We start from the raw sequence: 22496 nt of genomic DNA, 5'->3' as shown, positions 1-22496 counted from the left end.
GGTGTTCATGCTTCATATAATTTTGTTACTATTAAAAATCTTAGGGCTTTTCGTACTCATCGTTTTAGGTCTTATTCTGTCGGTGTTTCTTTTGGTCCTTCTGGTACCGGTCCGGTATCGGGCGGAAGGGTCTTATTACGGGAAGGTAAAGGGGCATGCCAGATTTTCCTGGCTGTTACATATCCTTACCGTAACGGTCTCATACGAAAAAGATTTAACCATGGCGGTCCGCCTTTTCGGATTTCGTATTTTAAAGCCTAAGAAACTGGAGGCAGAGCTCGAAGAGGCAAAAGATATCATGGTTCAGACCATGGAGATAAGGGAACCGGAAGCTCTAAGGGAAGTGAAAGAAGAAATCCGTGAGAAACCCAAAGGCCAGCTTCCACCGCCAAAGGAAGAGACGAAACATGGAAAGAAGCCGGGACTTTGTCTCTGGCTTTCCAGGCTTAAGAGGAAAGTCCTCAGGGTTTTATCAAAACTTAAGTTTTTTTTCCATAGGATTTATGATACACTAAAAGCGGTGAAAGAGAAAAAAACAGAACTATGTGCCTGGGTTTCCGATAAGGATAATCAGAAAACAGTAAAACTGTTTTTTAAGCAGGCCAAAAAACTGATTCGGCATATCCTTCCCCGCCGGGGAAAAGGAAATATTACATTTGGTTTTGATGACCCTTATTTGACCGGACAGGTGCTGACGTATGCAAGCGTGATTTATCCGCTGTGCCATAAGCATCTGAATCTGTATCCGGTATTCGACCGGAACGTATTTACGGCAGAAGGAACTTTCCGGGGAAGGGTTCGGTTGGGAACTGTTCTTCTCATTGGAATCCGGATGTTACTGGATAAAAATTTCAGGCTTCTGTTAAAGAGATGGCTTCGATAAAGGAGGAATTGTTTAAAGTGGCAGAGAATTATTTTACATCTACGGTTGAGGCGCTATTTAAGGGAATGGATGCTTTTGTGGCGACAAAAACGGTAGTAGGAGATGCGGTAAAGGTGGATGATACGATTATTTTGCCTTTGGTGGATGTAACCTGCGGTATGGCAGCCGGTTCCTTTGCAGAAAATGCAAAACAAAATGGTGCCGGCGGTATGCACGCAAAGATGAGTCCCAGTGCAGTTTTGATCATCCAGAACGGAGTGACAAAGCTGGTTAACATCAAACAGCAGGATGCTGTAACAAAGATTTTGGACATGGTTCCGGATTTTGTCAATAAATTTGCCGGCGGAGCAAAAGAGGTTTCTCCGGAAGCCTTAAAGGTGGCAGAAGAGATGGCGGCCGCAGAAGATAATAAAAAAGCAGAAGAATAAGAAAGGGATAAGCCGCATAGGATGTCATATAGCCTGAATGGATTGAGGGATGATATGAGAAGAGTATGCGGACTGATGCTGTTCTGTTTCGGAGCAGGTATGGCAATCCTGCTTTTTATCCCGGCGACTATCGTTACGATTCTGTTTATAATTGGATGTCTGGTACTGGGATATAACCTGTTCTGCTGCTAAAAGAGCATTGCTATTAATCATAAACAGGGCCCGCCTTTGAAAAAAGGCCGGGCCCTGTGAAAAAAATAAAAAAATACTCCTGACTGACATCAGCCAGGAGTTTCCTTCGATTAAGCTCTTTCAACTAATCCGGATCTTAAGCAGGAAGTACATACGTACATCTTCTTAGCGCCGCCGTTAACTTTTACTTTAACGGACTTCACATTTGCTTTCCATATCTTATTGGATCTTCTATGGGAATGGCTCACTGCGTTGCCAAAGTGAGCAGCTTTTTCACAAATTGCACATTTTGCCATGATTGCACCTCCTTAAAAGCTACTTGGATTTTTTATGGTTGAAAAATCCACAACAAATGTATGATAACAGAAAACGCTATGATTTGCAAGTGAAAAATAAAAATTTGTTTCTTTTTTTGGAAAAATCATGTATAATTAAACCAGACAGAAAGAACGGAGGTAGAGACTATGAAGGGTTATATCAATAATAAACTGGGCGAAATCCAGGTAAGCCCTGATGTTATCGCCATGTATGCCGGAACTACGGCAGTAGAATGCTTTGGTATTGTCGGCATGGCGGCTGTCAGCATGAAAGACGGACTCGTAAAGCTTTTAAAACGGGAAGGCCTGACTCACGGAATTAATGTAAACATACAGGACAACCATATCACCATTGATTTCCATGTTATCGTTGCATACGGAATCAGCATTTCCGCGGTGGCTGATAACCTGATTGAAAATGTAAAATACAAAGTAGAAGAATTCACCGGTATGGCGGTAGATAAAATTAACATCTTTGTCGAAGGCGTAAGAGTGATTGATTAAGGAGGAAACTACCTGTGGGTATGAAGTATATAGACGCAGAAATGCTCCAGAAGGCATTTCTGGCAGGTGCAAAAGGACTGGAAGCAAAAAAAGAATGGATCAATGAACTGAATGTGTTTCCGGTACCGGATGGAGATACCGGAACAAACATGACGATGACGATTATGTCAGCAGCAAAGGAAGTGGCTGCCATTGAAAATCCTACTATGGAAGCTCTGGCCAAGGCAATTTCTTCCGGCTCTTTAAGAGGTGCCAGAGGTAACTCCGGTGTTATCTTATCCCAGTTGTTCCGCGGATTCACCAGGGAGATCGCGGCTGCCGACCAGGTGACTGCCACTATTTTGGCTAATTCCTTCGTCAGAGCTACCGAAACCGCATACAAAGCTGTTATGAAACCAAAAGAAGGAACCATTCTTACCGTTGCCAAAGGTATGGCTGAAAAGGCCGCGGAACTGGTTACTGAGACAGAGGATGTGCTTGAGTTTTGTCAGAAAGTGATTGAATACGGTGACTATGTATTAAGCCAGACACCGGAAATGCTTCCGGTATTAAAACAGGCCGGAGTGGTTGATTCCGGAGGTCAGGGACTCATGCAGGTAATGAAGGGGGCCTTTGACTGCCTCTCGGGCAAGGAGGTTGACTTATCCGCCCTTGGCGTAAAAAGAACCGAAGCCATTTCGGGAGTTTATACGGCAAAAAAGGATGATTTTAATATTAAATTCGGTTATTGCACCGAATTCATCATTAATCTGGAAAAACATTATGACGAAAAGGAAGAGCACGAATTCAAGGGGTATCTGGAATCGATCGGTGATTCGATTGTCGTTGTTTCAGACGATGATATGGTGAAAGTACATGTCCATACCAACGATCCGGGCCTTGCGATCCAGAAAGCTCTGACCTATGGCTCCTTATCCCGGATGAAGATCGATAATATGCGGGAAGAGCATCAGGAAAAATTAATTAAGGAATCGGAAAAACTGGCGGCACAGCAAAAGGCGGAGGAAGAAAAGAAGGCGGAGCCGAGAAAACCATATGGCTTTATTTCCGTATCTGCAGGAGATGGCCTTGATGAGATTTTCCGGGGGATCGGTGCAGATTATCTGATTCAGGGCGGTCAGACCATGAACCCAAGCACGGAAGACATGTTAAACGCCATTGACCGGGTAAATGCCGATACCATTTACATCCTGCCGAACAATAAGAATATCATCCTGGCAGCCCAGCAGGCAAAGAGCCTGGTGGAGCACAAAAAGGTGATCGTTATCCCTTCAAGGACCATACCCCAGGGAATCACTGCCATCATAAATTTTGCACCGGATCTGTCTCCGGAAGATAATGAAAAAATCATGACAGAAGAGATGGCTCGTGTTAAGACAGGACAGGTTACCTATGCGGTCCGCAATACCACGATCGATGATACCGCGATCCGGGAAGGTGATATCATGGCACTTGGGGACAAAGGGATTCTGGCTGTCGGAAAAGACCTTGGAACCACAGTGCTGGAAGCCTTAAAGTCCATGGTGGAAGAAGAGTCGGAGTTGGTGACCATATATTATGGAAAAGATGTAAGGGAAGCGGATGCAGAAGAATTAAAAGGGAAAGCAGAAGAGCTGTTTTCTGACTGCGAAGTAGAGCTTCACGCCGGCGGCCAGCCAATTTATTATTATCTGTTATCCGTAGAATAAAGAAGAGCCGGCAGCTTTTTTATCCCGGGCAGACGAAGGTCCCGTCTGTCCGGTTTTTTTACCGTAAAGCAGGAAAGACAGGAGGTGAACGAAAGGATGAACCGGGAATCCATTGATTCTTTAAAGGGAATTGGAGAAAAAACGGGAAAATTATTTCAAAAGATGGGAGTTTTCACCGTAGATGATCTTCTGGAATACTATCCAAGAGCGTATGATACTTATGAAGAACCTTCGCTTATCGGAGAGCTGAAACCGGATACGGTCATGACGGTGGCCGGGATGCTTTATAAGACTCCGGATATCAAACGTTACAGCCACATCCAGGTCATAACAACGACCCTGAAGGATATGACAGGGACCCTTAAGCTGACCTGGTATAACATGCCTTATCTTCATGCTACCTTAAAAGCCGGGATGCGGGCTGTTTTACGGGGCCGTGTGGTGAAGAAAAGCGGCCGCCTTACAATGGAACAGCCGGAGGTATTTACGGCGGAAGCCTATGAACAGGTGGTTCATTCCATGCAGCCGGTTTATGGCCAGACCAAGGGGCTCAGCAACAAGACCATTGTCAGAGCAGAAAAACAGGCTTTAAGCCTGCGCCGGATGATACGGGATTACATGCCTGCAGACTTGCGCAAAAAGCATGAATTGGCGGAATATAATTTTGCAATTGAACATATTCATTTTCCGACAGACAGGAAAGAGCTTTTATTTGCCAGAAAGCGGCTGGTTTTTGATGAGTTTTTTCTCTTTCTCATGGCGGTCCGGCGGTTAAAGGAGCAGAGAGGAGAAAAAACAAGTTCTTATTCCCTGCATCTGTCCCCGGTGGTGGAGGCGTTAAAGGAAAGCCTTCCTTACTCTCTTACAAAAGCCCAGCAGAATGTTCTTTCAGAAGTATACGGTGATCTGACAGAAGGCCGGGTAATGAACCGTCTGATCCAGGGGGATGTTGGTTCGGGTAAGACCATCATCGCCATTCTGACCCTCTTACAGGCAGCTTACAACGGATATCAGGGAGCTTTAATGGTACCAACGGAAGTGCTGGCAAAACAGCATTTTGAATCCATGTCAGAGCTGTTTGCGGAGCATAAGATTGATAAAAAGCCCATACTTGTTACGGGCTCCATGACAGCAAAGGAAAAAAAGATTGCCTACGAGAAAATTGCATCTCACGAAGCGGATATCATCGTCGGAACCCATGCACTGATTCAGGAGAAGGTTGTATATAACAATCTGGCTTTGGTGATTACCGATGAACAGCACCGGTTCGGAGTCAGCCAACGGGAGATGTTTGGAAAAAAAGGGGAAGAGCCCCATGTGCTGGTTATGAGTGCCACACCTATCCCCCGGACCCTGGCCATTATTATTTACGGGGATCTGGACATTTCTGTTATTGATGAGCTGCCTGCAAACCGCCTGCCTATAAAAAACTGCGTTGTAGATACCGGCTACCGGGGTAAGGCTTATGATTTTATACGAAGAGAAGTCGCTGACGGCCGTCAGGCCTACGTCATATGCCCTATGGTGGAAGCCAGTGAGATGATCGATGCAGAAAATGTAGTTGATTATACAAAAACCCTGCGGGATGCTCTGCCGGGCATTTCTATCGAATATCTTCACGGAAAAATGAAGCCCAGGGAAAAAAACGGGATCATGGAGCGGTTTGCCGGCGGGGAGATCAAGGTTTTGGTATCGACTACGGTAATCGAAGTGGGAGTGAATGTACCCAATGCAACGGTAATGATGATCGAGAATGCGGAGCGGTTTGGACTGGCGCAGCTTCACCAGCTCAGGGGACGTGTAGGGCGTGGAAAATACCAGTCTTATTGCATTATGGTCAATGGCTCTGACCAGGAAGGAACCAAAGAGCGGTTGGATATACTAAATCATTCCAATGACGGCTTTTTGATTGCCTCAGAGGATTTAAAGCTTCGGGGCCCAGGGGATATTTTCGGGATCCGGCAGAGCGGGGATCTGGAATTTAAGCTGGGGGATATTTTTACAGATGCAAACCTGTTAAAAACAGTATCAGAGGAAGTAAAACGGCTGTTTCACGAAGATCCGGAACTGGAAAAAGAGGAACACCGGGAGCTTCGTAATAAACTGCAGGAGTATCTGGATAAAAGCTATGATAGACTGAATCTGTAATAAAATTCAATTTTATTACATTTATGGAAAATGTTTGGATATCAGTCTTACTGTTTAAAGGTTGCCAACCGGGATAGCACCATGTCATATGGGGACCTGTTTGCAAGCACAAAGTATTTGCTGAAAGCATTGGGACTGTCCATTATGATCGCATTGTTTACCATATTGTGGTCCTTGCTTTTTCTTATTCCGGGCATTATAGCCGCTTACCGTTACTCTCAGGCGATTTTTGTTCTGGTTGAGAACCCGGATAAGGGCGTGATGCAGTGCATCTGTGAAAGCAGGGAAATGATGGTCGGCCATAAATGGGAGTTCTTTGTTCTGGAACTTTCTTTTATCCTATGGCAGCTTCTGGTACTGGTTACCTGTTTTCTGGCTAATATCTACGTATATCCCTATATGATGGTTACCTATGCTAATTATTATAATGCCATAAAACCAAAAACCGTTGTATATGAGGAAACGGCTGTGTTCGAATAAACGGTCCAATGGGTTCAACTCTTTTCTTAAGGGGTTGAACCTTTGTTTTTATTTATGCGGGCAACGAGCCAAGCGAACATGTAAACATGTTCATTTGGCGACTGCCGCAATAACCGTAGAAACTCGCAGAGCGTGTTTCTTCCGGTTTTCAGATAAAGTACAGGAAAAGAATTGAATAAAGCTTTTGATTCTGTTAAAATATGGAATATGTGCATTTAAGAGACAAAATTAAAGGGAATGTAGGATGAAAATAACGGAATTAAAGTGTACGTCCTGTAATGGAACGCTGAAAATCAGTGAGGAGAACCCACATATAGCGGTTTGCGAATATTGCAATACCCGGTATGTGATAGAGAAAGACGGAAATCAGAATGTTCATTTAAGCATGGAAAATCAAAAGAATCAGAATGCCTCCCGGGGATCAGTTATTCTTGAAGGCGAGACAGGAGGGAATGGCAAAAGAATTGCAATCTTTGCAGCCTGTGCTCTCTTTTTTATAATTACATTTGGCTTAAGAGGTGCCCTGTACCAGTATCAGAATAATAAGGCGGAGAAAGAAGCGGCTGCCATGGCAGGCAGGAATAGTTTGACAGTGGAAAGCAGCACAGAGGAATCCGGCGTTCCGTTAACAGGAGCTCTGGCTTCCATGGCGGAAACAGCTTTCGGCAGGCCTGCAACAGAACTGAGTGAAGAAGAGCTTTCCAGATTTAAGTGGCTGGAATTAAAATACGAATCCGATGAGCTCCAGCTTGGATACAGCTTTGAGAACCCTTATGAAGATGCTCATGCAGAACTTGTGTGGCTGTCTTTTCCCAGAGACGGAAGTGGAAATGAATATGAACAGCTTTCCCGGTTTACCGGCTTAAAAAAGTTAAATGTAGCGGGATACCTGCCTGTAGAATCACTAAAAGGCCTCTCTCTGGAAGGTCTTTCCTGTTTCGCAAATTCACCATCAGATATTGCGGAACTATCGGTTGATGCGGCAGGCTTAAAGGAAATCAATTTTGTGGCAGGGCTGGAAGACTTAAGCGGTTTGAACGGATTTCAGAACCTGGAAAGCCTGACTTTGGAAGGCTCTAATTTATCGGATATCAAGGACCTTGTTAATATGAAGAGCTTAAAGAGCTTAAATCTGATGAACTGTGATGATGTCACTGATTTTACCGTATTGTCTGTCATGCCATGGCTGGAGGAGCTTTCTGTGGAATCGGAAGCAGTCCGCGATATCGGATTTTTATCCAACCTGCCGAATTTAAAAGCATTTTCCCTGACAGATGCCCAGGTGCTTGAGGTGAATGATCTGGCAGCCACGGGCCTTACCTCCCTGACCATTGACGATTGCGATGAAATAAAGGATTTAAGCGGTATTGCGGGCCTTTCCGGTCTTACCGGACTTTCTTTAGATATCCCTTATAACTGTCCCCAGCCCGATCTTTCCGGCCTTACCGGGCTTACCAGCCTATCGATATCCGGGGCTAAAGATATGGGGTTCCTGCAGAATATGAAGTCTCTTGAGAGCCTTTTACTGGAAGGCTGTAAAATCAACAATAACGATGTGTTTTCGGGACTTACAGGCTTAAAACGGTTAAGCTGCTTCCGGCTTTCCGGAGATTTCCCCGGCTTAAGCTTTATAAACAGCATTCCGTCTCTGGAATACTTAAATGTAAACGGGATGTCTACTTATGAAGATATATCCGGCCTCTTTGGGATCCCTGCTTTGCAGGAATTGTATTTAAACGGTGTGGAATGTGAGATAAATTTTGCAAAAATAAAACCAAATGAATCCCTTAAAATTCTGGAAATGGATGGGATGAAGCTCTATACCAACGTACAGATCAGCGGAAGCGGCGGGATCTATTATGTGGATTATGACAAAGTTTCTCTGGATGAAAATACCGGCTTCCTGACGAATTTTCCAGGTCTTAAGAAGCTTAGTTTGGCGGATAATACCTTAACAGGGATTGCTTTTGCCTCATCGCTTCCTTTGCTTGAAAGCCTTAATATCAGTGAAAACTATGTGACGGATTTAAAGCCCCTTGCAAACCTGACAGAATTGAAAACGGTTACCTGTACCAATAACCCAATTGAAAATTACCGGGTGCTGAACGATAAAGTGACGGCAATACATTAATCATATGATTATGGATCGGTGCGTGTTGTTTTACATTTAGGAAATGAGGAGGAATGCAAGGGATGAAGTGTGTTTTAATAGGGATTGCCGGTGGAACCGGATCCGGAAAGTCAACCTTTACCAACCGGCTAAAGGATGCGTTTTGTGACAATATTGCAGTTCTCTATCATGATAATTATTATAAAAAACAAAATGGGATTCCTTTTGAAGAACGGAAAAAGATGAATTACGACCATCCGGAGGCTTTTGAAACAGAGCTTTTGTTAGATCAGCTTCGCATGCTGAGGGAAGGGAAAGAAATTGAATGTCCTGTTTATGATTACGCCAGGCATAACCGTTCCCAGATGGTGGTGAAGGTGGAGCCGAAAAAGGTCATCCTGGTTGAAGGAATCCTGGTTTTTGCGGATGCGCGTTTGAGAAATATGTTTGATATTAAGATTTTTGTGGAGGCTGATGCGGATGAGCGGATACTCCGCCGTGTGATCCGGGATGTAAAGGAGCGGGGCAGAGACATTGAGGGCGTTGTGGAGCAGTATCTCACTACCGTCAAGCCCATGCATTATTTATATGTGGAACCTACGAAATCACTGGCAGATGTTATCATCAACAGCGGCATGAATGAGGTGGCTTTCCAGCTTGTAAAGACCAATATAGAGAAGATCCTGGAGACCGGCTGACAGGGCTTTTTTGCTGTTTTTATCAGCGAAAACAGCGCCTGTATAAGAACGATTATAAAGGCTAAAAATATTACTAAAATATGACATTTTACGAAAAACCTTCTAGTGTATTTCATTCTGATACAGCCATAATAGGAGTGTAGCACAAAACACACCATGAATTATTTCAACAAATGCATGGTGAATAGATGAAAAGGAGGCATAACATTATGTCAGGAAGATCTAACACTACAAATGTACCAGAAGCAAAAGAAGCACTGGATCGTTTCAAAATGGAAGTTGCCAACGAAATTGGTGTTCCGTTAACGAATGGTTATAACGGTAACTTAACTTCCGCTCAGAATGGTTCCGTAGGCGGTTATATGGTTAAGAAAATGATCGAAGCCCAGGAAAGACAGATGGCAGGTAAATAATCTGTAAAACAAAAAAAGAAAAAAAGAAAAGAGGAGCTGTAGCTTTGTAACTGATTATCAGTTGCGGGGCTATGGCTCCTTTCTTTTCGGAATGGGTTGCGCTCCGTGCTGATTCATACTATAATGATCTGGAAAAATAAAGTGAGGATTTATCATGAGAGTAATAGCAGGGAAAGCCAGAAGGCTTGTTTTAAAGACCATAGAAGGGCAGGATACCAGGCCCACGACAGATAGAATTAAGGAAACGCTTTTTAATATGATTCATGGGGACATGCAGGGCTGCTGCTTTTTGGACCTTTTTTCCGGAAGCGGAGCCATTGGAATCGAAGCATTAAGCCGCGGAGCCAGACTGGCAGTCATGATTGAACAGAATCCGAAAGCGGCAGAATGCATCCGTGAGAATTTAAAAGCCACCAGATTGGAAGAAGACGCCATTGTGATGAACTGCGATGTTATGACAGGACTCCGCCGGCTGGAGGGCAAAGGATATGTATTTGATTTTGTGTTTATGGACCCTCCATATCATAACGAATGGGAAAAACAGGTTTTGCAATATCTGATTCATTCCCGGCTGACCGCGGAAGATACTGCCATTATTATTGAGGCGGCTCTGGAAACCTCCTTTGACTACCTGGAATCCATGGGGTACCGGATGATTCGGGAAAAGAATTATAAGACCAATAAACATGTATTTGTAACAAAGAAAAAACCGAAGGAAAAGGAAGAGACAGTATGAGAAAAGCAGTGTACCCGGGAAGCTTTGATCCGGTAACTTTTGGTCATCTGGATATCATCGAGCGTTCCGCCAGGATGTCAGACCATTTGATCATAGGAGTTTTAAATAATAATTCAAAAACGCCGTTGTTTTCTGTAGAAGAACGTGTTAATATGTTAAAGAGCATTACCAGAGATTTTCAAAACGTGGAAGTGAAAGCGTTTGAAGGGCTTTTGGTGGATTTTGTACGAGCCAATCAGGCGGATGCGGTCATTCGCGGGCTTCGCGCTGTAACAGATTTTGAATATGAATTGCAGATCGCACAGACAAACCGGGTCATAGCCCCGGAAGTGGACACTGTGTTTTTGACGACGAATTTAAAATATTCTTACTTGAGTTCCAGCATTGTGAAGGAGATTGCTGCCTACGGCGGAGAGATAAACGCGTTTGTGCCTGCCGGCATTGCAGAACGTGTGATGAAGAAGATGGAAGATAGAATGAAATAAGAGTAAGGAGTGTTCGTATTATGATGAGTAGGATTGAACAGTTAATCGGCGAAATTGAAGAATATATTGACAGCTGTAAATACCAGCCTCTTTCAAACAGCAAGATCGTGGTAAACCGGGATGAATTGGAAGAACTTTTGGTGGAACTGCGCCTGAGGATTCCGGATGAGATCAAACAGTACCAGAAGATCATCAGCAACCGGGATGCCATTATGAGTGAGGCCCGCCAGCAGGCGGATTCTATTCTGGCCCAGGCCAATGCCCAGACAAATGAGCTGGTCAATGAACATGAGATCATGCAGAAAGCATATGCCCAGGCCAATGATATCATCGAACAGGCCAATCAGCAGGCGCAGCAGATTGTAGAAAAAGCGGTAGCTGATGCTAATGGGATCCGGCAGAGCTCCGTTCAGTATACCGATGACATGTTAAAAAGCCTGCAGACGATTATCAGCCACTCCATGGAAGGCGCTCAGGGCCGCTTTGACGCTTTTATGACCTCCATGCAGTCAAGCTATGATATCGTATCCTCCAACCGTCAGGAACTGACCGGAGCGGTTATGCCGCCGGCAGAAGCAGAGGGCAGCGGGACAGCAGAATAAAAAGGATGATGGTAAGGAGGCTGTGAACGGCTTTCCAAGCTACATAGTGCCGGATGGATAATCCGGCATTTTTTATGACACTCTTTGTTTGAAAGATGCCGGACAAACCGCCGAAAGCAGTAACGGTTCCGATCCATAATCCGCTTAAGATGCCGGGAAATGCCTCTGATATGGCCTTGATTCCGGTGGTGATTTCTACAAAGCCTAAGAGAACGGCTTTTTGCTCCGGAGCGTTTATGGGGAGCCTTGTTATGTACAGAGCCAGAATGGAAAAGAGCATGATATACCCTCCGATTTTTACCATAACTTCGCAGGAGTCCATCAGGCTGTCGTCAAAGGACTGGTAAGACTCCCTGGTAACGGGAAGGGAACGGGCAGGCTCTTTTATGCCGTAATATTTCCGTGCTGCCCAGGAAATAGGGAGTATGGGCAGATAAATGGAAGTCAGAAGGAGCCAGACCGGTACCGATGAAGGAAGTCTGGAAGCAGCATAGCCTAACAGGAACATGGGGCTGGGGTGATTGCAGATGGCCAGAAGATACCTCCCCTCTTTTTCGGATATCCGTTTTTGATCCATGAAATCGCTGCAGTTCCTGGCCCCCATGGGATAACCGCAAAGAAGGCCGGAAATAAGGGTATAGCTCCCGGCATCAGAGAGGCAGAAAAACCGGTGGAGAAGCCGCCTGACCGGAAAAATAAGGATATGGATTGCATTCAGGGATACAATGATGTTGGAGCATATCATAAAGGGAAGCAGGGTGGGAACCACCACAGAGCCCCAGAGGATCAGCCCGTTTCTGGCCCCTGCGGAGGCTGTGGACGGATAGAAGAGCAGCAGAACCAGTGCGGCTACGGAAAGCAGGCGGAAAAAGGATTTTTTCATATGCACCTGAATAGATTATTTTATACAATTATATGAAAGGGCATGATTGATATGATGGTGATTCTTTTTTTCATTCTTATCCTTTCTGTTTTCCATGTGACCATGATCGATTATCTGTATAACAATCCTACTTTTTACCAGTTAGATGCCTATACCTGGGAAAGTGATGATTTCAGAAGCTTAAAGCTTGGTAAAATGGTGGCGGAGTGGGATTCCATCGATTACGAAGCGCTGACCTCTCTGATGGTGGAACACCAGTATGATCTGACCAAAGTTACAGACGGGGATCATAATACCGCCCGGCTCATGAAGGTGAAGCCGGAAGAGTACCGGAAACTCAAACAGGCATATGAGACCATTCTAAATGACTTGAAGTTTTTTCCGGTCCCCGTAAATGTCAATCAGGATTCTCCGGATGTGAATTTTCAGAACGGCTGGATGGAAACCCGCACCTATGGCGGGGAACGGGGGCACGAAGGATGTGACATCATGGGAAAGTCAATGCCAAGGGGATATTATCCGGTTGTAAGCATGAGCGATGGAAAGGTGGAAAAAATAGGCTGGCTGGAAAAGGGAGGCTGGCGCATCGGAATCCGTGCACCGAAAGGTGCGTACCTGTATTATGCCCATCTTTACGGCTACAGCAGGCAGTGGAAGGAAGGAGACGAGGTAAAAGCCGGAGAACTTTTGGGATTCATGGGGGATACCGGATACAGTAAGGTAGAGGGGACTACCGGAAACTTTGATGTCCACCTCCATGTAGGAATTTATTTGAGGACCGATCATAACAAAGAAATGAGCGTGAATCCGTACTGGGTCCTAAAATATCTGGAGAAATACCGGTTGAAATATTCTTATTAGTATATTAAGATTGCTTACATAGATACAAAACAGGAGCGAAAACGTGAAGGAAATCAAGATTTCGGAAGAATTTTTAAACAGAATGAGGGATTTGTTAGGGGAAGAGGATTATCAGGCATACTTAAAGAGCTTTGAGGAGGAACGGCTCTATGGACTGCGCGTGAATACTCTTAAAATTACCCCGGAAGAATTTATGGGAATAACTGCTTTTAAGCTTAAGCCTGTTCCCTGGATCTACAATGGATTTTATTATGAAGGAGAAGACCGGCCGGCCAAAGATCCCTATTATTATGCGGGGCTTTATTATCTGCAGGAACCAAGTGCCATGACGCCGGCAAATTTACTCCCTGTCACTCCGGGGGACAGAGTCCTTGATCTATGTGCGGCTCCGGGAGGCAAAAGTACAGAGCTTGGTATAAAGCTTAAGGGGAAAGGGCTGTTGGCAGCCAATGATATCAGCAATTCCAGGGCAAAGGCCCTTCTTAAAAATCTGGAGCTGTGGGGAATTGAAAATATTTGTGTCACCAGCGAGGAACCGGGGAAGCTAAAGGAAACGTTTGGGGAATTTTTCGATAAGATCCTGGTTGATGCGCCCTGCTCCGGAGAAGGAATGTTCCGCAAGGATGCAGATATGGTAAAAAGCTATGAAAAGCATGGACCGGAGTATTATGCTGCAATACAGAAGGAAATTGTCTGCCAGGCGGCAGACATGCTGGTTCCAGGCGGACTCCTTTTGTATTCCACCTGTACCTTTTCTGTTTGCGAGGATGAAGAGATCATTCGCTGGGTCTTGGAACAGCATGAGGAAATGGAGTTAGTGAGACTTCCTCTTTTTGAAGGAGCCAGTGACGGAATCGGCCTTACCGGCTGCCTGCGTCTCTTTCCCCATAAGATAAAGGGAGAGGGGCATTTTATGGCACTTTTAAAAAAGAAGGATTCGGCTGCAGGGAAAACCATTATCAGCAAGGAGACGAAAAAAGAGCCTGCTCTTCCCGAAGAACTTTCCGGTTTTCTTTCCATGGTCTTAAAGCCCCTGGAACGTTCCCGCATCCGTGTGAAGAACGATGCCGTTTACTATATGCCGGAGCACTTTCCGGAAAAAGCCGGAGGTCTGCGCTATTTAAGGACCGGTCTTTTGCTGGGGGAATTGAAGAAAGGGCGCTTTGAGCCGGGACAGGCATTTGCCATGGCCTTAAAGCCGGAGCAATTTAAACAGTCCATTTCCTGGGAAAAGCAGGATGAGAGGGTGATCCGTTATTTAAAAGGAGAAACCATTTCCTTAAAGGAAGAGGAGGGGCCGGTAAAGGGCTGGTGCCTGGTCTGTGTGGACGGATTCCCTCTGGGCTTTGCCAAGGGAACCGGATATTCCTTAAAAAACAAATACTATCCGGGATGGCGGTGGCAGTGATGAAAGAAATCAGGCTGGATAAATACCTGGCGGATATGGGCAATGGAACCCGGAGCCAGATCAAAGAAATGGCCAGAAAAGGCAGGATTGCCGTAGATGGGATTCCGGAAAAAAAAACGGACCGCAAAATCGACCCGGAGCAAAATAAGGTTTCCGTGGATGGGCGCTTAGTTTCCTATGCGGAATATGAATATTACATGTTAAATAAGCCCCGCGGCGTGGTTTCTGCCACCCAGGATTCCCTGCATGAAACGGTGGTCGGTCTCATAACGGACCGGAAACGGGATGATCTTTTTCCGGTGGGGCGGCTGGATATTGATACGGAAGGCCTTCTTCTTATCACCAATGACGGAGATCTGGCTCATCAGCTTCTGTCTCCGAAAAAGCATGTGGATAAGGTTTATTTTGCACGGGTGGAAGGAGAGATACCGGATGATGCGAAGGAGCGCATGGAAGACGGCCTTGTGCTTTCGGATGGGACACCGGTCCTTCCGGCCCGTTTAGAAGTGTTGGAACCCGGAAAGGGCGGGGAACCTTCTGAAATCCGCCTTACCATTCGGGAAGGAAAATTCCATCAGGTAAAGCGGATGTTTGAAACCCTCGGGTGTCATGTGGTATACTTAAAGAGGTTGTCTATGGGCAGCCTTACATTAGATGAGGCGTTAAAGCCTGGAGAGTACCGTCCCCTTAATGAGGCAGAAATCCAGAAGCTCAAAAGCCGTTGAAAGGAAGAAACAGAAGATGTTAGATGAGAGGAAGGCTGTGATTTTTGATCTGGATGGAACGCTGGTTGATTCCATGTGGATGTGGAAATCCATTGATATAGAATTTTTAGGCAGCAGAGGACTTGCATGCCCGGAGGATCTGCAGAAGGAAATTGAAGGGATGAGTTTTTCGGAAACTGCATTTTATTTTAAGGAACGGTTCAAGCTAAAGGAATCCCTTGATGAAATCAAGTCCGTCTGGACGGAAATGTCCATTGAAAAATACCGGAATGAAGTTCCCTTAAAGCCGGGAGCGGGTGAATTCCTTGCGTACATTGCTTCGAAAGGGATCCGGGCCGGAATTGCCACCAGCAATGGCAGGCAGATGGTGGATGCGGTGATTGATTCCCTGAAAATCGGTCAATATTTTCAGGTAGTGGCAACCGCATGTGAAGTAACCGCTGGGAAACCTGCGCCGGATATTTATTTAAAGGTGGCAGGGGAGCTGTCCGTATCTCCGGCTCATTGTCTGGTATTCGAGGATGTTCCTGCCGGCATCCTGGCAGGGAAGCGGGCAGGAATGACGGTCTGTGCCGTTGACGATGAATTTTCCAGAGAAATGGAAGAGGAAAAAAGACGGTTAGCTGACTACTTTATCTACGACTATCATCAGATATTAAACAGAAATGGAGCAGAAGCATGATGCACGATTATCTTCCCATCAGCCGGTCGGATATGAATATCAGGGGATGGAAGCAATGTGACTTTGTCTACATCATCGGAGATGCCTATGTAGACCACCCCTCCTTCGGACACGCCATCATCAGCAGGCTTTTGGAGGCCCATGGATATAAGGTGGGAATCATATCCCAGCCCGACTGGAAGGATCCGAAGAGCATTCAGATATTGGGAGAGCCGCGCCTGGGGTTTTTGGTTACCGGCGGGAACATGGATTCCATGGTTAACCACTATTCTGTTTCGAAAAAGCGAAGACAGCAGGATTCCTATACGCCGGGCGGAGTAATGGGCAAACGTCCCGACTATGCAACTACGGTCTACTGCAACCTGATCCGGTCCGTATACAAAAAAGCGCCTGTCATCATCGGCGGCATTGAGGCCAGCTTAAGGCGGCTGGCCCATTATGATTACTGGTCGGACCGGCTAAAGCACTCCATCCTGATCGATTCCCAGGCGGATCTCATATCCTACGGGATGGGAGAAAAATCCATTGTGGAAATTGCAGATGCATTAAACAGCGGCATTGCCATTCAGGATATTACCTTTATTGACGGTACCGTTTATAAGACAGACAGTCTGGAATCTGTGTATAATGCCCTGACGCTTCCCTCTTTTGACAGCATGAAGGCGGATAAGCTGGAATATGCAAAAAGCTATTATATCCAGTACGGCAATACGGATCCCTTTATCGGAAAACGCCTGGTGGAACCATATAAGGACAATCTGTTCGTAGTTCAGAATCCTCCGGCGAAACCGCTTTCCATGGAGGAAATGGATGCGGTTTATGCACTTTCCTATATGCGGAATTACCATCCTTCCTATGAGGAGCTTGGCGGAGTGCCCGCTATCCGGGAGATCAAATTCAGTCTGATCAGCAACCGGGGCTGCTTTGGTGCCTGCAGCTTCTGTGCGCTTACGTTCCATCAGGGCAGGATCATACAGGCCAGAAGCCATGATTCCCTGCTGGAAGAAGCCAGGATTTTAACGGAAGAGCCGGATTTTAAGGGATATATCCATGATGTAGGCGGACCCACGGCAGATTTCCGTTCCCCGGCCTGCCAAAAGCAGATAACCAAAGGGGCCTGCCCGAACCGCCAGTGCCTGTTCCCGGAACCATGCAAGAATTTAAATGCGGATCATACGGACTATATCGAACTGCTGAGAAAACTAAAAAGCCTTCCAAAGGTAAAAAAAGTATTTATCCGTTCCGGAATCCGGTTTGATTATGTGCTGGCAGACCCATCAAAAAAATTTTTGAAGGAACTTTGCCAGTACCACGTCAGCGGTCAGTTAAAGGTTGCTCCGGAGCATGTGTCGGATAAAGTCCTTTCGAAAATGGGAAAACCTCAGAATCAAGTCTACCGCCGGTTTGTAAAGGAATATAACGAAATGAACGGGCAGCTTGGCATGAAGCAGTATCTGGTCCCCTATTTAATGTCCTCTCATCCGGGCTCCGGGCTTTCCGAAGCCATTGAGCTTGCGGAATATCTGCGGGATCTGGGATACATGCCGGAACAGGTACAGGATTTTTATCCAACCCCTTCTACCATATCCACCTGTATGTATTATACCGGATACGATCCGCGCACCATGGAAAAAGTGTATATACCTGACAATCCTCATGAAAAGGCCATGCAGAGGGCGCTTATCCAGTACCGGAATCCGAAAAACTACGACCTGGTACTGGAGGCCCTGAAACTGGCCGGACGGACCGATTTGATCGGGTATGATAAGAAATGCCTGATCCGTCCGAAAGCAGGAGCAAGAACCGATGTGCAAACTGCAGGAAAACAGCGTGAGCGCAAAAAAAAGACGATCCGGAATGTTCACAAAAAAGCAGTAAAAAAATAAAAATCAAAATTTTATGAAAAGAAGGGATCAATATGAAGATTGCGATTGTAACTGGTGCATCTTCCGGCATGGGAAGAGAATTTATCATGCAGATTGCCGACCGTTTTAATGGAATCGGAGAAATATGGGCGATTGCCAGAAGGAAGGAACGCATGGAAGAACTATCCCCCCTTGTACCGGTAAAGCTCAGGCCCTTTGCAATTGATTTGACCGATGAACGTAAGCTCATGCGCTTACAGGATACCCTGTTTGAAGAAAAGCCCGAGGTTAAGTGGCTGATCAATGCAGCAGGCTATGGAAAAATCGGTACGGTAGGTTCGGTAAGCATGGAAGACGAGGCAGGCATGCTGGATTTAAACTGCAAAGCCCTTTGTGCCGTGACTCACATGGTGCTTCCCTATATGACAGAAAACAGCCGTATCATTCAGTTTTCGTCTGCGGCTTCTTTTCTGCCACAGCCGAAGTTTGCCATCTATGCAGCCACCAAATCCTTTGTACTAAGCTACAGCCGGGCGCTCAACGAAGAGCTAAAGCCCAGAGGAATCCTTGTTACGGCGGTCTGTCCCGGCCCTGTAAGGACAGAATTTTTTGATGTGGCTGAAACGACAGGCCGGATCCCGCTTTATAAAAAGGTCGTGATGGCTGACCCGAAGAAAGTAGTCCGTCTGGCTCTTCGGGACAGCATGATGGGGCGGCCGGTTTCCGTATATGGGATCACCATGAAGTCATTGCGGCTTTTGTGCAAACTAATGCCTCACAGCATGGTTTTACGCCTCATGAGGGGGCTCATGAAGACCACTTAAAAAAGAAGACAAAGGGAAGAGGAATACGAAAGTGAAACGATACAGGAAGGGACAGTACGGTTACCGTAATTACCATAAGAAAATGGAACTCGGGAAGGTCTGCATCGGAGCAGCCCTCATACTCGCCCAGTTAACGCTCCGGGCTTTTGTGGACAGCACGTCCTGGAAGAATATTCTGACCGTTATGGCGATCCTTTCCGTACTTCCGGCTGCCAATGCGGCTTCTCCGCTTTTGGCAGCCTGGCGGTACAAAACCCCGCGGCCGGAACTTTTTAAGAAAGCGGCCGCTTATGAAGGAAAATGCCGGATCCTCTATGATCTGATCATTACCTCCAAGGATGCGCTCATGCCTATGGATGTGATCGCGGTCCATCCTACAGGCGTGTATGCCTATTGTACCGCAGGAAAAATTGACACAGCCAAAGCAGAACGTTTTTTCAAAGATATGTTTTCAGGCCATAAGCTGGAGCCCAATGTAAAGCTGATTCTGGATGAAAAGGCGTTTTTTAACCGTCTTAACAGCTTAAAACCGGAAGCGGAGTATGAAGATGACGGCAGCGTGGAATATACGGTTACGCTGTTAAAAAGCCTGTCAATGTAAAGCGGCAGGACAGAAAGGACGGATTATGCAGTCTTTGATCGTATCGAAAAATGAATCAGGGCAGCGTTTGGATAAGCTGCTGGCCAAATATTTAAATCTGGCAGGGAAGAGCTTTCTTTATAAGATGATGAGAAAGAAGAACATCACCTTAAATGGAAAAAAGTGTGATGGTTCGGAAAAACTGGCGGAAGGGGATGAGATCCGGCTTTTTCTTTCGGATGAGACCATTGGGAAATTTTCCGAAATCAGGATCCCCGATGTAAAAAAAATTTCTTTAAATATCATTTATGAGGACGAACACATTCTCCTGGTGAACAAACCGGCCGGGATGCTGTCTCAGAAAGCAAAGGAATCGGATGAATCTCTGGTGGAATACATGATCGATTACCTGATTTCAAGCGGCCAGTTATCTAAGGACCAGTTAAGGAGCTTCCGCCCCTCGGTATGCAACCGTCTGGACCGCAATACCAGCGGCCTGGTGGTATGCGGAAAGTCCCTCCCGGCGCTTCAGCTTATGTCCGCTGTCTTTAAGGACCGGAGCATTCATAAATACTATCAGTGCGTGGTAAAGGGCCGGATTGCAGAAAAACAGGTGATCACGGGATTTTTAACAAAGGATGAAGCATCCAACAAGGTAACGGTCCACAAGCTGGAGGTGCCGGGCAGCGTACCCATTATGACAGAGTATGAGCCCATACACGTTTATGAAGGTTATACCCTTTTAAAGGTTACGCTGATCACAGGGCGCTCCCATCAGATCCGGGCCCATCTTTCTTCCATCGGCCACCCGATCGTAGGCGATTTTAAGTATGGAGACAGGAAAACCAATGAGGAAGCGAAGAGGCTCTATTGCATTCATTCCCAGCTCCTTCATTCCTATCAGGTGATATTCCCGGAACTGCCGGAACCGCTTACGTATTTATCAGGCAATACGTTCCACGCACCTTTGCCGAAAACATTTACAAAAATCTGCAGCGACTGGAAACAGGAGGCGCCATGGGAACCTGGAATACAAGAGGATTAAGAGGTTCCACCCTGGAGGAACTGATTAACCGCAGCAATGAAAGCTATCGGGAAAAAGGGCTGGCTTTGATCCAGAAGATTCCCACACCAATCACCCCCATTTCCATTGATAAGGAAAGCCGCCACATTACCCTGGCTTATTTTGACCAGAAAAGTACGGTGGATTATATTGGCGCTGTCCAGGGAATTCCGGTATGCTTTGACGCAAAGGAATGTGCAGCAGGCACCTTTCCGTTACAGAACATCCATCCACATCAGATCGCTTTTATGGAAGAGTTTGAAAGCCAGGGAGGCATTGCCTTTATCATCCTGTCCTATACTCTGAAAAATGAAATCTATTATCTGCCCTTTGACCGGATGAAACAGTTCTTAAAAAGGATGGAAGATGGAGGGCGGAAAAGCTTTACTTATGAGGAAGTGGATAAAACCTGGCGGATCCGAAGCTGCAGGGACATTTTTGTCCACTATCTGGAAATGATTCAAAAAGATTTGGATCGAAGAGATTGACAATTACGGATTTGTCCCCTATAATTAACTACACGTTATTGAATTATCACTTTACTACAAGAAAGTGGCAAAAAACAGTAAACTGTGAAAAAGATTTTCTTGGCTGCTTTCTCTAAGGCGGCTTTCATGGGAAAACCAGTTACAGGACGGAGGGTGTTATGGCAAACAAACTGTTACATACGCCGGACGGGGTCCGGGATATCTATGGAATAGAATGCACGAGAAAGGCTGCGGTACAGGAAAAAATGTTAAAGGTCTTTCATCTGTGCGGGTATCAGGACATTGAAACTCCCACCTTTGAATTTTTTGATATCTTCAACGAATCCCGGGGCAGCGTCAAAGCGAGGGAGATGTTTAAGTTTTTTGACCGGGATAACCACACGCTGGTGCTCCGTCCGGATGAAACGCCTGCCATTGCCAGGTGTGCGGCCAAATATTTTCTGGATGAGGATATGCCCATCCGTCTCTGCTATATTGAAAGAACGTTCATCAATAACTCCAGCTATCAGGGCAGGCTGAAGGAATCCAGCCAGACCGGGGCAGAGTTAATCGGCGATGATTCGGCAGATGCGGATGGGGAGATCCTGGCCATGGTAATCCGGGCTTTGAAAGCAGCAGGCCTTACCGAGTTCCAGGTGGAATTAGGCGAAGTGGATTTTTTCAAAGGACTTTTGGAAGACGCCGGCATGGATGGGGAAATGGAAGAGGCCTTAAGGGAGCTTATCGAAAACAAGAATTATTTCGGCGTGGAAGAACTGGTCAGGCTTCAGCCAATGAAAGAAGAGCTGAAGCAGGTATTTTTAAAGCTTCCGGAACTTTTCGGTTCTCTGGATCAGATTCAGGCAGCAAAAGAACTGACTGCCAACCCCAGGGCCTTAAAGGCCATTGAACGCCTGGAAGAGGTGAGCCGGATTCTGGAGCATTATGGCCTTTCGGATTACGTCTCCTATGACCTGGGCATGTTAAGCCAGTATCAGTATTATACCGGTATTATTTTTAAAGCTTACACCTATGGGACCGGGGATTATATTGTCAACGGAGGCAGATATGACAGGCTGTTGGAACAGTTCGGAAAGGATTCCCCTGCCGTGGGCTTCGGAATATCCGTAGATGAACTTTTGCTTGCCCTTTCCAGACAGAAAATCGAGACAGAAGTTGACCTGGTAAACACCATGATCCTTTATGAGCAGGAGTCCAGGGAGAATGCCATCCGCCTTGCAGACCATTTCCGGAACGCCGGCATGGCCGTCCAGCTTCAGTTAAAAAGGCAGGAACGTTCCCTTGAGGCCTATCAGGCTTATGCCGCCCGCAGGGATTTAAATAATCTGCTGTATCTGGATAACAGCGGATTTTCCGTAAAAGTCATGAATCTTGTTTTGGGCCGCACGGATGAAATACCGCTGTCGGAATATTTAAAATAATCGGGGGAACGT

25 protein-coding genes are annotated in these 22496 nt (G+C 45.9%); 23 read left to right on the top strand and 2 right to left on the bottom strand.

Translation table 11 applies throughout. The annotated features are described in order from the left end of the window. Window positions 1-7 precede the first annotated feature (7 nt). Genes BQ9856_RS10030 through BQ9856_RS24820 form a run of 3 tightly spaced genes read left to right on the top strand, consistent with a single transcriptional unit; the run spans window position 8 to window position 1503 of the window. Entirely contained in the window at window positions 8-883 is an 876-nt protein-coding gene (locus BQ9856_RS10030) for a DUF2953 domain-containing protein (RefSeq protein WP_077610909.1), read from the top strand. A gap of 17 nt (window positions 884-900) precedes the next feature. Then, a complete protein-coding gene (locus tag BQ9856_RS10025; protein WP_077610908.1) occupies window positions 901-1311 on the top strand; it encodes a GerW family sporulation protein in 411 nt (136 codons plus the stop codon). A 54-nt stretch (window positions 1312-1365) separates the two neighbouring features. After that, window positions 1366-1503 carry a hypothetical protein gene (locus BQ9856_RS24820; protein WP_013272624.1) on the top strand — a complete coding sequence of 46 codons (138 nt, stop codon included), beginning with the start codon at window positions 1366-1368 and terminating at the stop codon, window positions 1501-1503. A 110-nt stretch (window positions 1504-1613) separates the two neighbouring features. On the opposite strand, the gene rpmB is transcribed toward BQ9856_RS24820, so the two are convergent. Further along, window positions 1614-1799: a 50S ribosomal protein L28 gene (gene rpmB, locus BQ9856_RS10020; RefSeq protein ID WP_077610907.1), complete on the bottom strand. Its 186-nt coding sequence runs from the start codon at window positions 1797-1799 to the stop codon at window positions 1614-1616. A gap of 168 nt (window positions 1800-1967) precedes the next feature. On the opposite strand from rpmB, the gene BQ9856_RS10015 reads away from it, so the two are divergent. From BQ9856_RS10015 to BQ9856_RS09970, 10 genes are all read left to right on the top strand, one after another. Continuing rightward, window positions 1968-2324 carry an Asp23/Gls24 family envelope stress response protein gene (locus BQ9856_RS10015; RefSeq protein ID WP_077610906.1) on the top strand — a complete coding sequence of 119 codons (357 nt, stop codon included), beginning with the start codon at window positions 1968-1970 and terminating at the stop codon, window positions 2322-2324. 14 nt (window positions 2325-2338) lie between these two features. Continuing rightward, a complete protein-coding gene (locus BQ9856_RS10010) occupies window positions 2339-4012 on the top strand; it encodes a DAK2 domain-containing protein (protein ID WP_077610905.1) in 1674 nt (557 codons plus the stop codon). A 21-nt stretch (window positions 4013-4033) separates the two neighbouring features. Beyond that, a complete protein-coding gene (gene recG / locus BQ9856_RS10005; RefSeq protein ID WP_077610904.1) occupies window positions 4034-6160 on the top strand; it encodes an ATP-dependent DNA helicase RecG in 2127 nt (708 codons plus the stop codon). A 30-nt stretch (window positions 6161-6190) separates the two neighbouring features. Further along, window positions 6191-6640, top strand: coding sequence for a DUF975 family protein (locus BQ9856_RS10000; RefSeq protein WP_077610903.1), 450 nt, complete (start codon window positions 6191-6193; stop codon window positions 6638-6640). A 244-nt stretch (window positions 6641-6884) separates the two neighbouring features. Next, window positions 6885-8771, top strand: coding sequence for a leucine-rich repeat domain-containing protein (locus BQ9856_RS09995; protein WP_077610902.1), 1887 nt, complete (start codon window positions 6885-6887; stop codon window positions 8769-8771). 62 nt (window positions 8772-8833) lie between these two features. Continuing rightward, on the top strand, window positions 8834-9448 hold the full coding sequence (gene udk / locus BQ9856_RS09990) for a uridine kinase (RefSeq protein WP_077610901.1): 615 nt from the start codon (window positions 8834-8836) through the stop codon (window positions 9446-9448). 209 nt (window positions 9449-9657) lie between these two features. Next, the gene (locus tag BQ9856_RS09985; protein WP_077610900.1) at window positions 9658-9861 is read left to right on the top strand and encodes an alpha/beta-type small acid-soluble spore protein; all 204 of its coding nucleotides are present in this window, start codon (window positions 9658-9660) and stop codon (window positions 9859-9861) included. Window positions 9862-10015: 154 nt separating this feature from the next. Further along, window positions 10016-10597, top strand: a complete 582-nt coding sequence (gene rsmD / locus BQ9856_RS09980) for a 16S rRNA (guanine(966)-N(2))-methyltransferase RsmD (RefSeq protein WP_077610899.1) — start codon at window positions 10016-10018, stop codon at window positions 10595-10597. Next, complete coding sequence (gene coaD, locus BQ9856_RS09975; RefSeq protein WP_077610898.1) at window positions 10594-11082, top strand: pantetheine-phosphate adenylyltransferase; 489 nt, start codon at window positions 10594-10596, stop codon at window positions 11080-11082. The genes rsmD and coaD overlap by 4 nt, the downstream gene beginning before the upstream one ends. A gap of 23 nt (window positions 11083-11105) precedes the next feature. Next, complete coding sequence (locus BQ9856_RS09970) at window positions 11106-11684, top strand: vacuolar family H+-ATPase subunit H (protein ID WP_077613327.1); 579 nt, start codon at window positions 11106-11108, stop codon at window positions 11682-11684. Here BQ9856_RS09970 and BQ9856_RS09965 read toward each other — a convergent pair. Beyond that, window positions 11641-12567 carry a nucleoside recognition protein gene (locus BQ9856_RS09965; RefSeq protein WP_077610897.1) on the bottom strand — a complete coding sequence of 309 codons (927 nt, stop codon included), beginning with the start codon at window positions 12565-12567 and terminating at the stop codon, window positions 11641-11643. The genes BQ9856_RS09970 and BQ9856_RS09965 overlap by 44 nt on opposite strands. A gap of 51 nt (window positions 12568-12618) precedes the next feature. Between BQ9856_RS09965 and BQ9856_RS09960 the strand changes: the two genes are divergently transcribed. The 10 genes from BQ9856_RS09960 to hisZ all read left to right on the top strand — a co-directional run bounded on the left by BQ9856_RS09960 (window position 12619) and on the right by hisZ (window position 22484). After that, window positions 12619-13428 carry a M23 family metallopeptidase gene (locus BQ9856_RS09960; protein ID WP_077613326.1) on the top strand — a complete coding sequence of 270 codons (810 nt, stop codon included), beginning with the start codon at window positions 12619-12621 and terminating at the stop codon, window positions 13426-13428. Window positions 13429-13471: 43 nt separating this feature from the next. Further along, window positions 13472-14836, top strand: coding sequence for an RsmF rRNA methyltransferase first C-terminal domain-containing protein (locus tag BQ9856_RS09955; protein ID WP_200801283.1), 1365 nt, complete (start codon window positions 13472-13474; stop codon window positions 14834-14836). Next, a complete protein-coding gene (locus BQ9856_RS09950; protein WP_139348678.1) occupies window positions 14836-15561 on the top strand; it encodes a pseudouridine synthase in 726 nt (241 codons plus the stop codon). Before BQ9856_RS09955 ends, BQ9856_RS09950 begins: the two co-directional genes overlap by 1 nt. Before the next feature lie 16 nt (window positions 15562-15577). Next, window positions 15578-16243 (top strand): HAD family hydrolase, encoded by a 666-nt coding sequence (locus tag BQ9856_RS09945; RefSeq protein ID WP_077613324.1) that lies wholly within the window; start codon window positions 15578-15580, stop codon window positions 16241-16243. Further along, window positions 16240-18129 carry a YgiQ family radical SAM protein gene (locus BQ9856_RS09940; protein ID WP_077610895.1) on the top strand — a complete coding sequence of 630 codons (1890 nt, stop codon included), beginning with the start codon at window positions 16240-16242 and terminating at the stop codon, window positions 18127-18129. Before BQ9856_RS09945 ends, BQ9856_RS09940 begins: the two co-directional genes overlap by 4 nt. A gap of 32 nt (window positions 18130-18161) precedes the next feature. Further along, window positions 18162-18932, top strand: a complete 771-nt coding sequence (locus BQ9856_RS09935; protein ID WP_077610894.1) for an SDR family NAD(P)-dependent oxidoreductase — start codon at window positions 18162-18164, stop codon at window positions 18930-18932. Window positions 18933-18963: 31 nt separating this feature from the next. After that, window positions 18964-19533, top strand: a complete 570-nt coding sequence (locus tag BQ9856_RS09930; protein WP_077610893.1) for an O-linked GlcNAc transferase-like protein — start codon at window positions 18964-18966, stop codon at window positions 19531-19533. Between the two features lie 25 nt (window positions 19534-19558). Then, complete coding sequence (locus BQ9856_RS09925) at window positions 19559-20557, top strand: RluA family pseudouridine synthase (RefSeq protein WP_077610892.1); 999 nt, start codon at window positions 19559-19561, stop codon at window positions 20555-20557. Beyond that, window positions 20530-21063 carry a Holliday junction resolvase RecU gene (locus BQ9856_RS09920; RefSeq protein WP_077610891.1) on the top strand — a complete coding sequence of 178 codons (534 nt, stop codon included), beginning with the start codon at window positions 20530-20532 and terminating at the stop codon, window positions 21061-21063. Before BQ9856_RS09925 ends, BQ9856_RS09920 begins: the two co-directional genes overlap by 28 nt. A 158-nt stretch (window positions 21064-21221) precedes the next feature. Further along, entirely contained in the window at window positions 21222-22484 is a 1263-nt protein-coding gene (hisZ, locus tag BQ9856_RS09915) for an ATP phosphoribosyltransferase regulatory subunit (RefSeq protein WP_077610890.1), read from the top strand. Window positions 22485-22496 lie beyond the last annotated feature (12 nt).

Source organism: Clostridium sp. Marseille-P2415 (assembly GCF_900155545.1).
In the GTDB taxonomy this organism is placed as follows: Bacteria; Bacillota; Clostridia; order Lachnospirales; family Lachnospiraceae; genus Lacrimispora.
Note: the sequence above shows the minus strand (reverse complement) of the source record. Positions and strands in the feature narration are given on the sequence as shown.

What these genes read in the sequence shown, in the direction of transcription:
- rsmD (WP_077610899.1), top strand. Translation starts at nt 10,016, where the DNA reads ATGAGAGTAATAGCAGGGAAAGCCAGAAGGCTTGTTTTAAAGACCATA.
- BQ9856_RS09920 (WP_077610891.1), top strand. Translation starts at nt 20,530, where the DNA reads ATGGGAACCTGGAATACAAGAGGATTAAGAGGTTCCACCCTGGAGGAA.
- BQ9856_RS09950 (WP_139348678.1), top strand. Translation starts at nt 14,836, where the DNA reads ATGAAAGAAATCAGGCTGGATAAATACCTGGCGGATATGGGCAATGGA.
- BQ9856_RS10000 (WP_077610903.1), top strand. Translation starts at nt 6,191, where the DNA reads ATGTTTGGATATCAGTCTTACTGTTTAAAGGTTGCCAACCGGGATAGC.
- BQ9856_RS09925 (WP_077610892.1), top strand. Translation starts at nt 19,559, where the DNA reads ATGCAGTCTTTGATCGTATCGAAAAATGAATCAGGGCAGCGTTTGGAT.
- coaD (WP_077610898.1), top strand. Translation starts at nt 10,594, where the DNA reads ATGAGAAAAGCAGTGTACCCGGGAAGCTTTGATCCGGTAACTTTTGGT.
- BQ9856_RS10015 (WP_077610906.1), top strand. Translation starts at nt 1,968, where the DNA reads ATGAAGGGTTATATCAATAATAAACTGGGCGAAATCCAGGTAAGCCCT.
- BQ9856_RS09995 (WP_077610902.1), top strand. Translation starts at nt 6,885, where the DNA reads ATGAAAATAACGGAATTAAAGTGTACGTCCTGTAATGGAACGCTGAAA.
- BQ9856_RS09940 (WP_077610895.1), top strand. Translation starts at nt 16,240, where the DNA reads ATGATGCACGATTATCTTCCCATCAGCCGGTCGGATATGAATATCAGG.
- udk (WP_077610901.1), top strand. Translation starts at nt 8,834, where the DNA reads ATGAAGTGTGTTTTAATAGGGATTGCCGGTGGAACCGGATCCGGAAAG.
- BQ9856_RS09965 (WP_077610897.1), bottom strand. Translation starts at nt 12,567, where the DNA reads ATGAAAAAATCCTTTTTCCGCCTGCTTTCCGTAGCCGCACTGGTTCTG.
- hisZ (WP_077610890.1), top strand. Translation starts at nt 21,222, where the DNA reads ATGGCAAACAAACTGTTACATACGCCGGACGGGGTCCGGGATATCTAT.
- BQ9856_RS10030 (WP_077610909.1), top strand. Translation starts at nt 8, where the DNA reads ATGCTTCATATAATTTTGTTACTATTAAAAATCTTAGGGCTTTTCGTA.
- BQ9856_RS09935 (WP_077610894.1), top strand. Translation starts at nt 18,162, where the DNA reads ATGAAGATTGCGATTGTAACTGGTGCATCTTCCGGCATGGGAAGAGAA.
- BQ9856_RS09960 (WP_077613326.1), top strand. Translation starts at nt 12,619, where the DNA reads ATGATGGTGATTCTTTTTTTCATTCTTATCCTTTCTGTTTTCCATGTG.
- rpmB (WP_077610907.1), bottom strand. Translation starts at nt 1,799, where the DNA reads ATGGCAAAATGTGCAATTTGTGAAAAAGCTGCTCACTTTGGCAACGCA.
- BQ9856_RS09985 (WP_077610900.1), top strand. Translation starts at nt 9,658, where the DNA reads ATGTCAGGAAGATCTAACACTACAAATGTACCAGAAGCAAAAGAAGCA.
- BQ9856_RS09970 (WP_077613327.1), top strand. Translation starts at nt 11,106, where the DNA reads ATGAGTAGGATTGAACAGTTAATCGGCGAAATTGAAGAATATATTGAC.
- BQ9856_RS09945 (WP_077613324.1), top strand. Translation starts at nt 15,578, where the DNA reads ATGTTAGATGAGAGGAAGGCTGTGATTTTTGATCTGGATGGAACGCTG.
- BQ9856_RS24820 (WP_013272624.1), top strand. Translation starts at nt 1,366, where the DNA reads ATGAGAAGAGTATGCGGACTGATGCTGTTCTGTTTCGGAGCAGGTATG.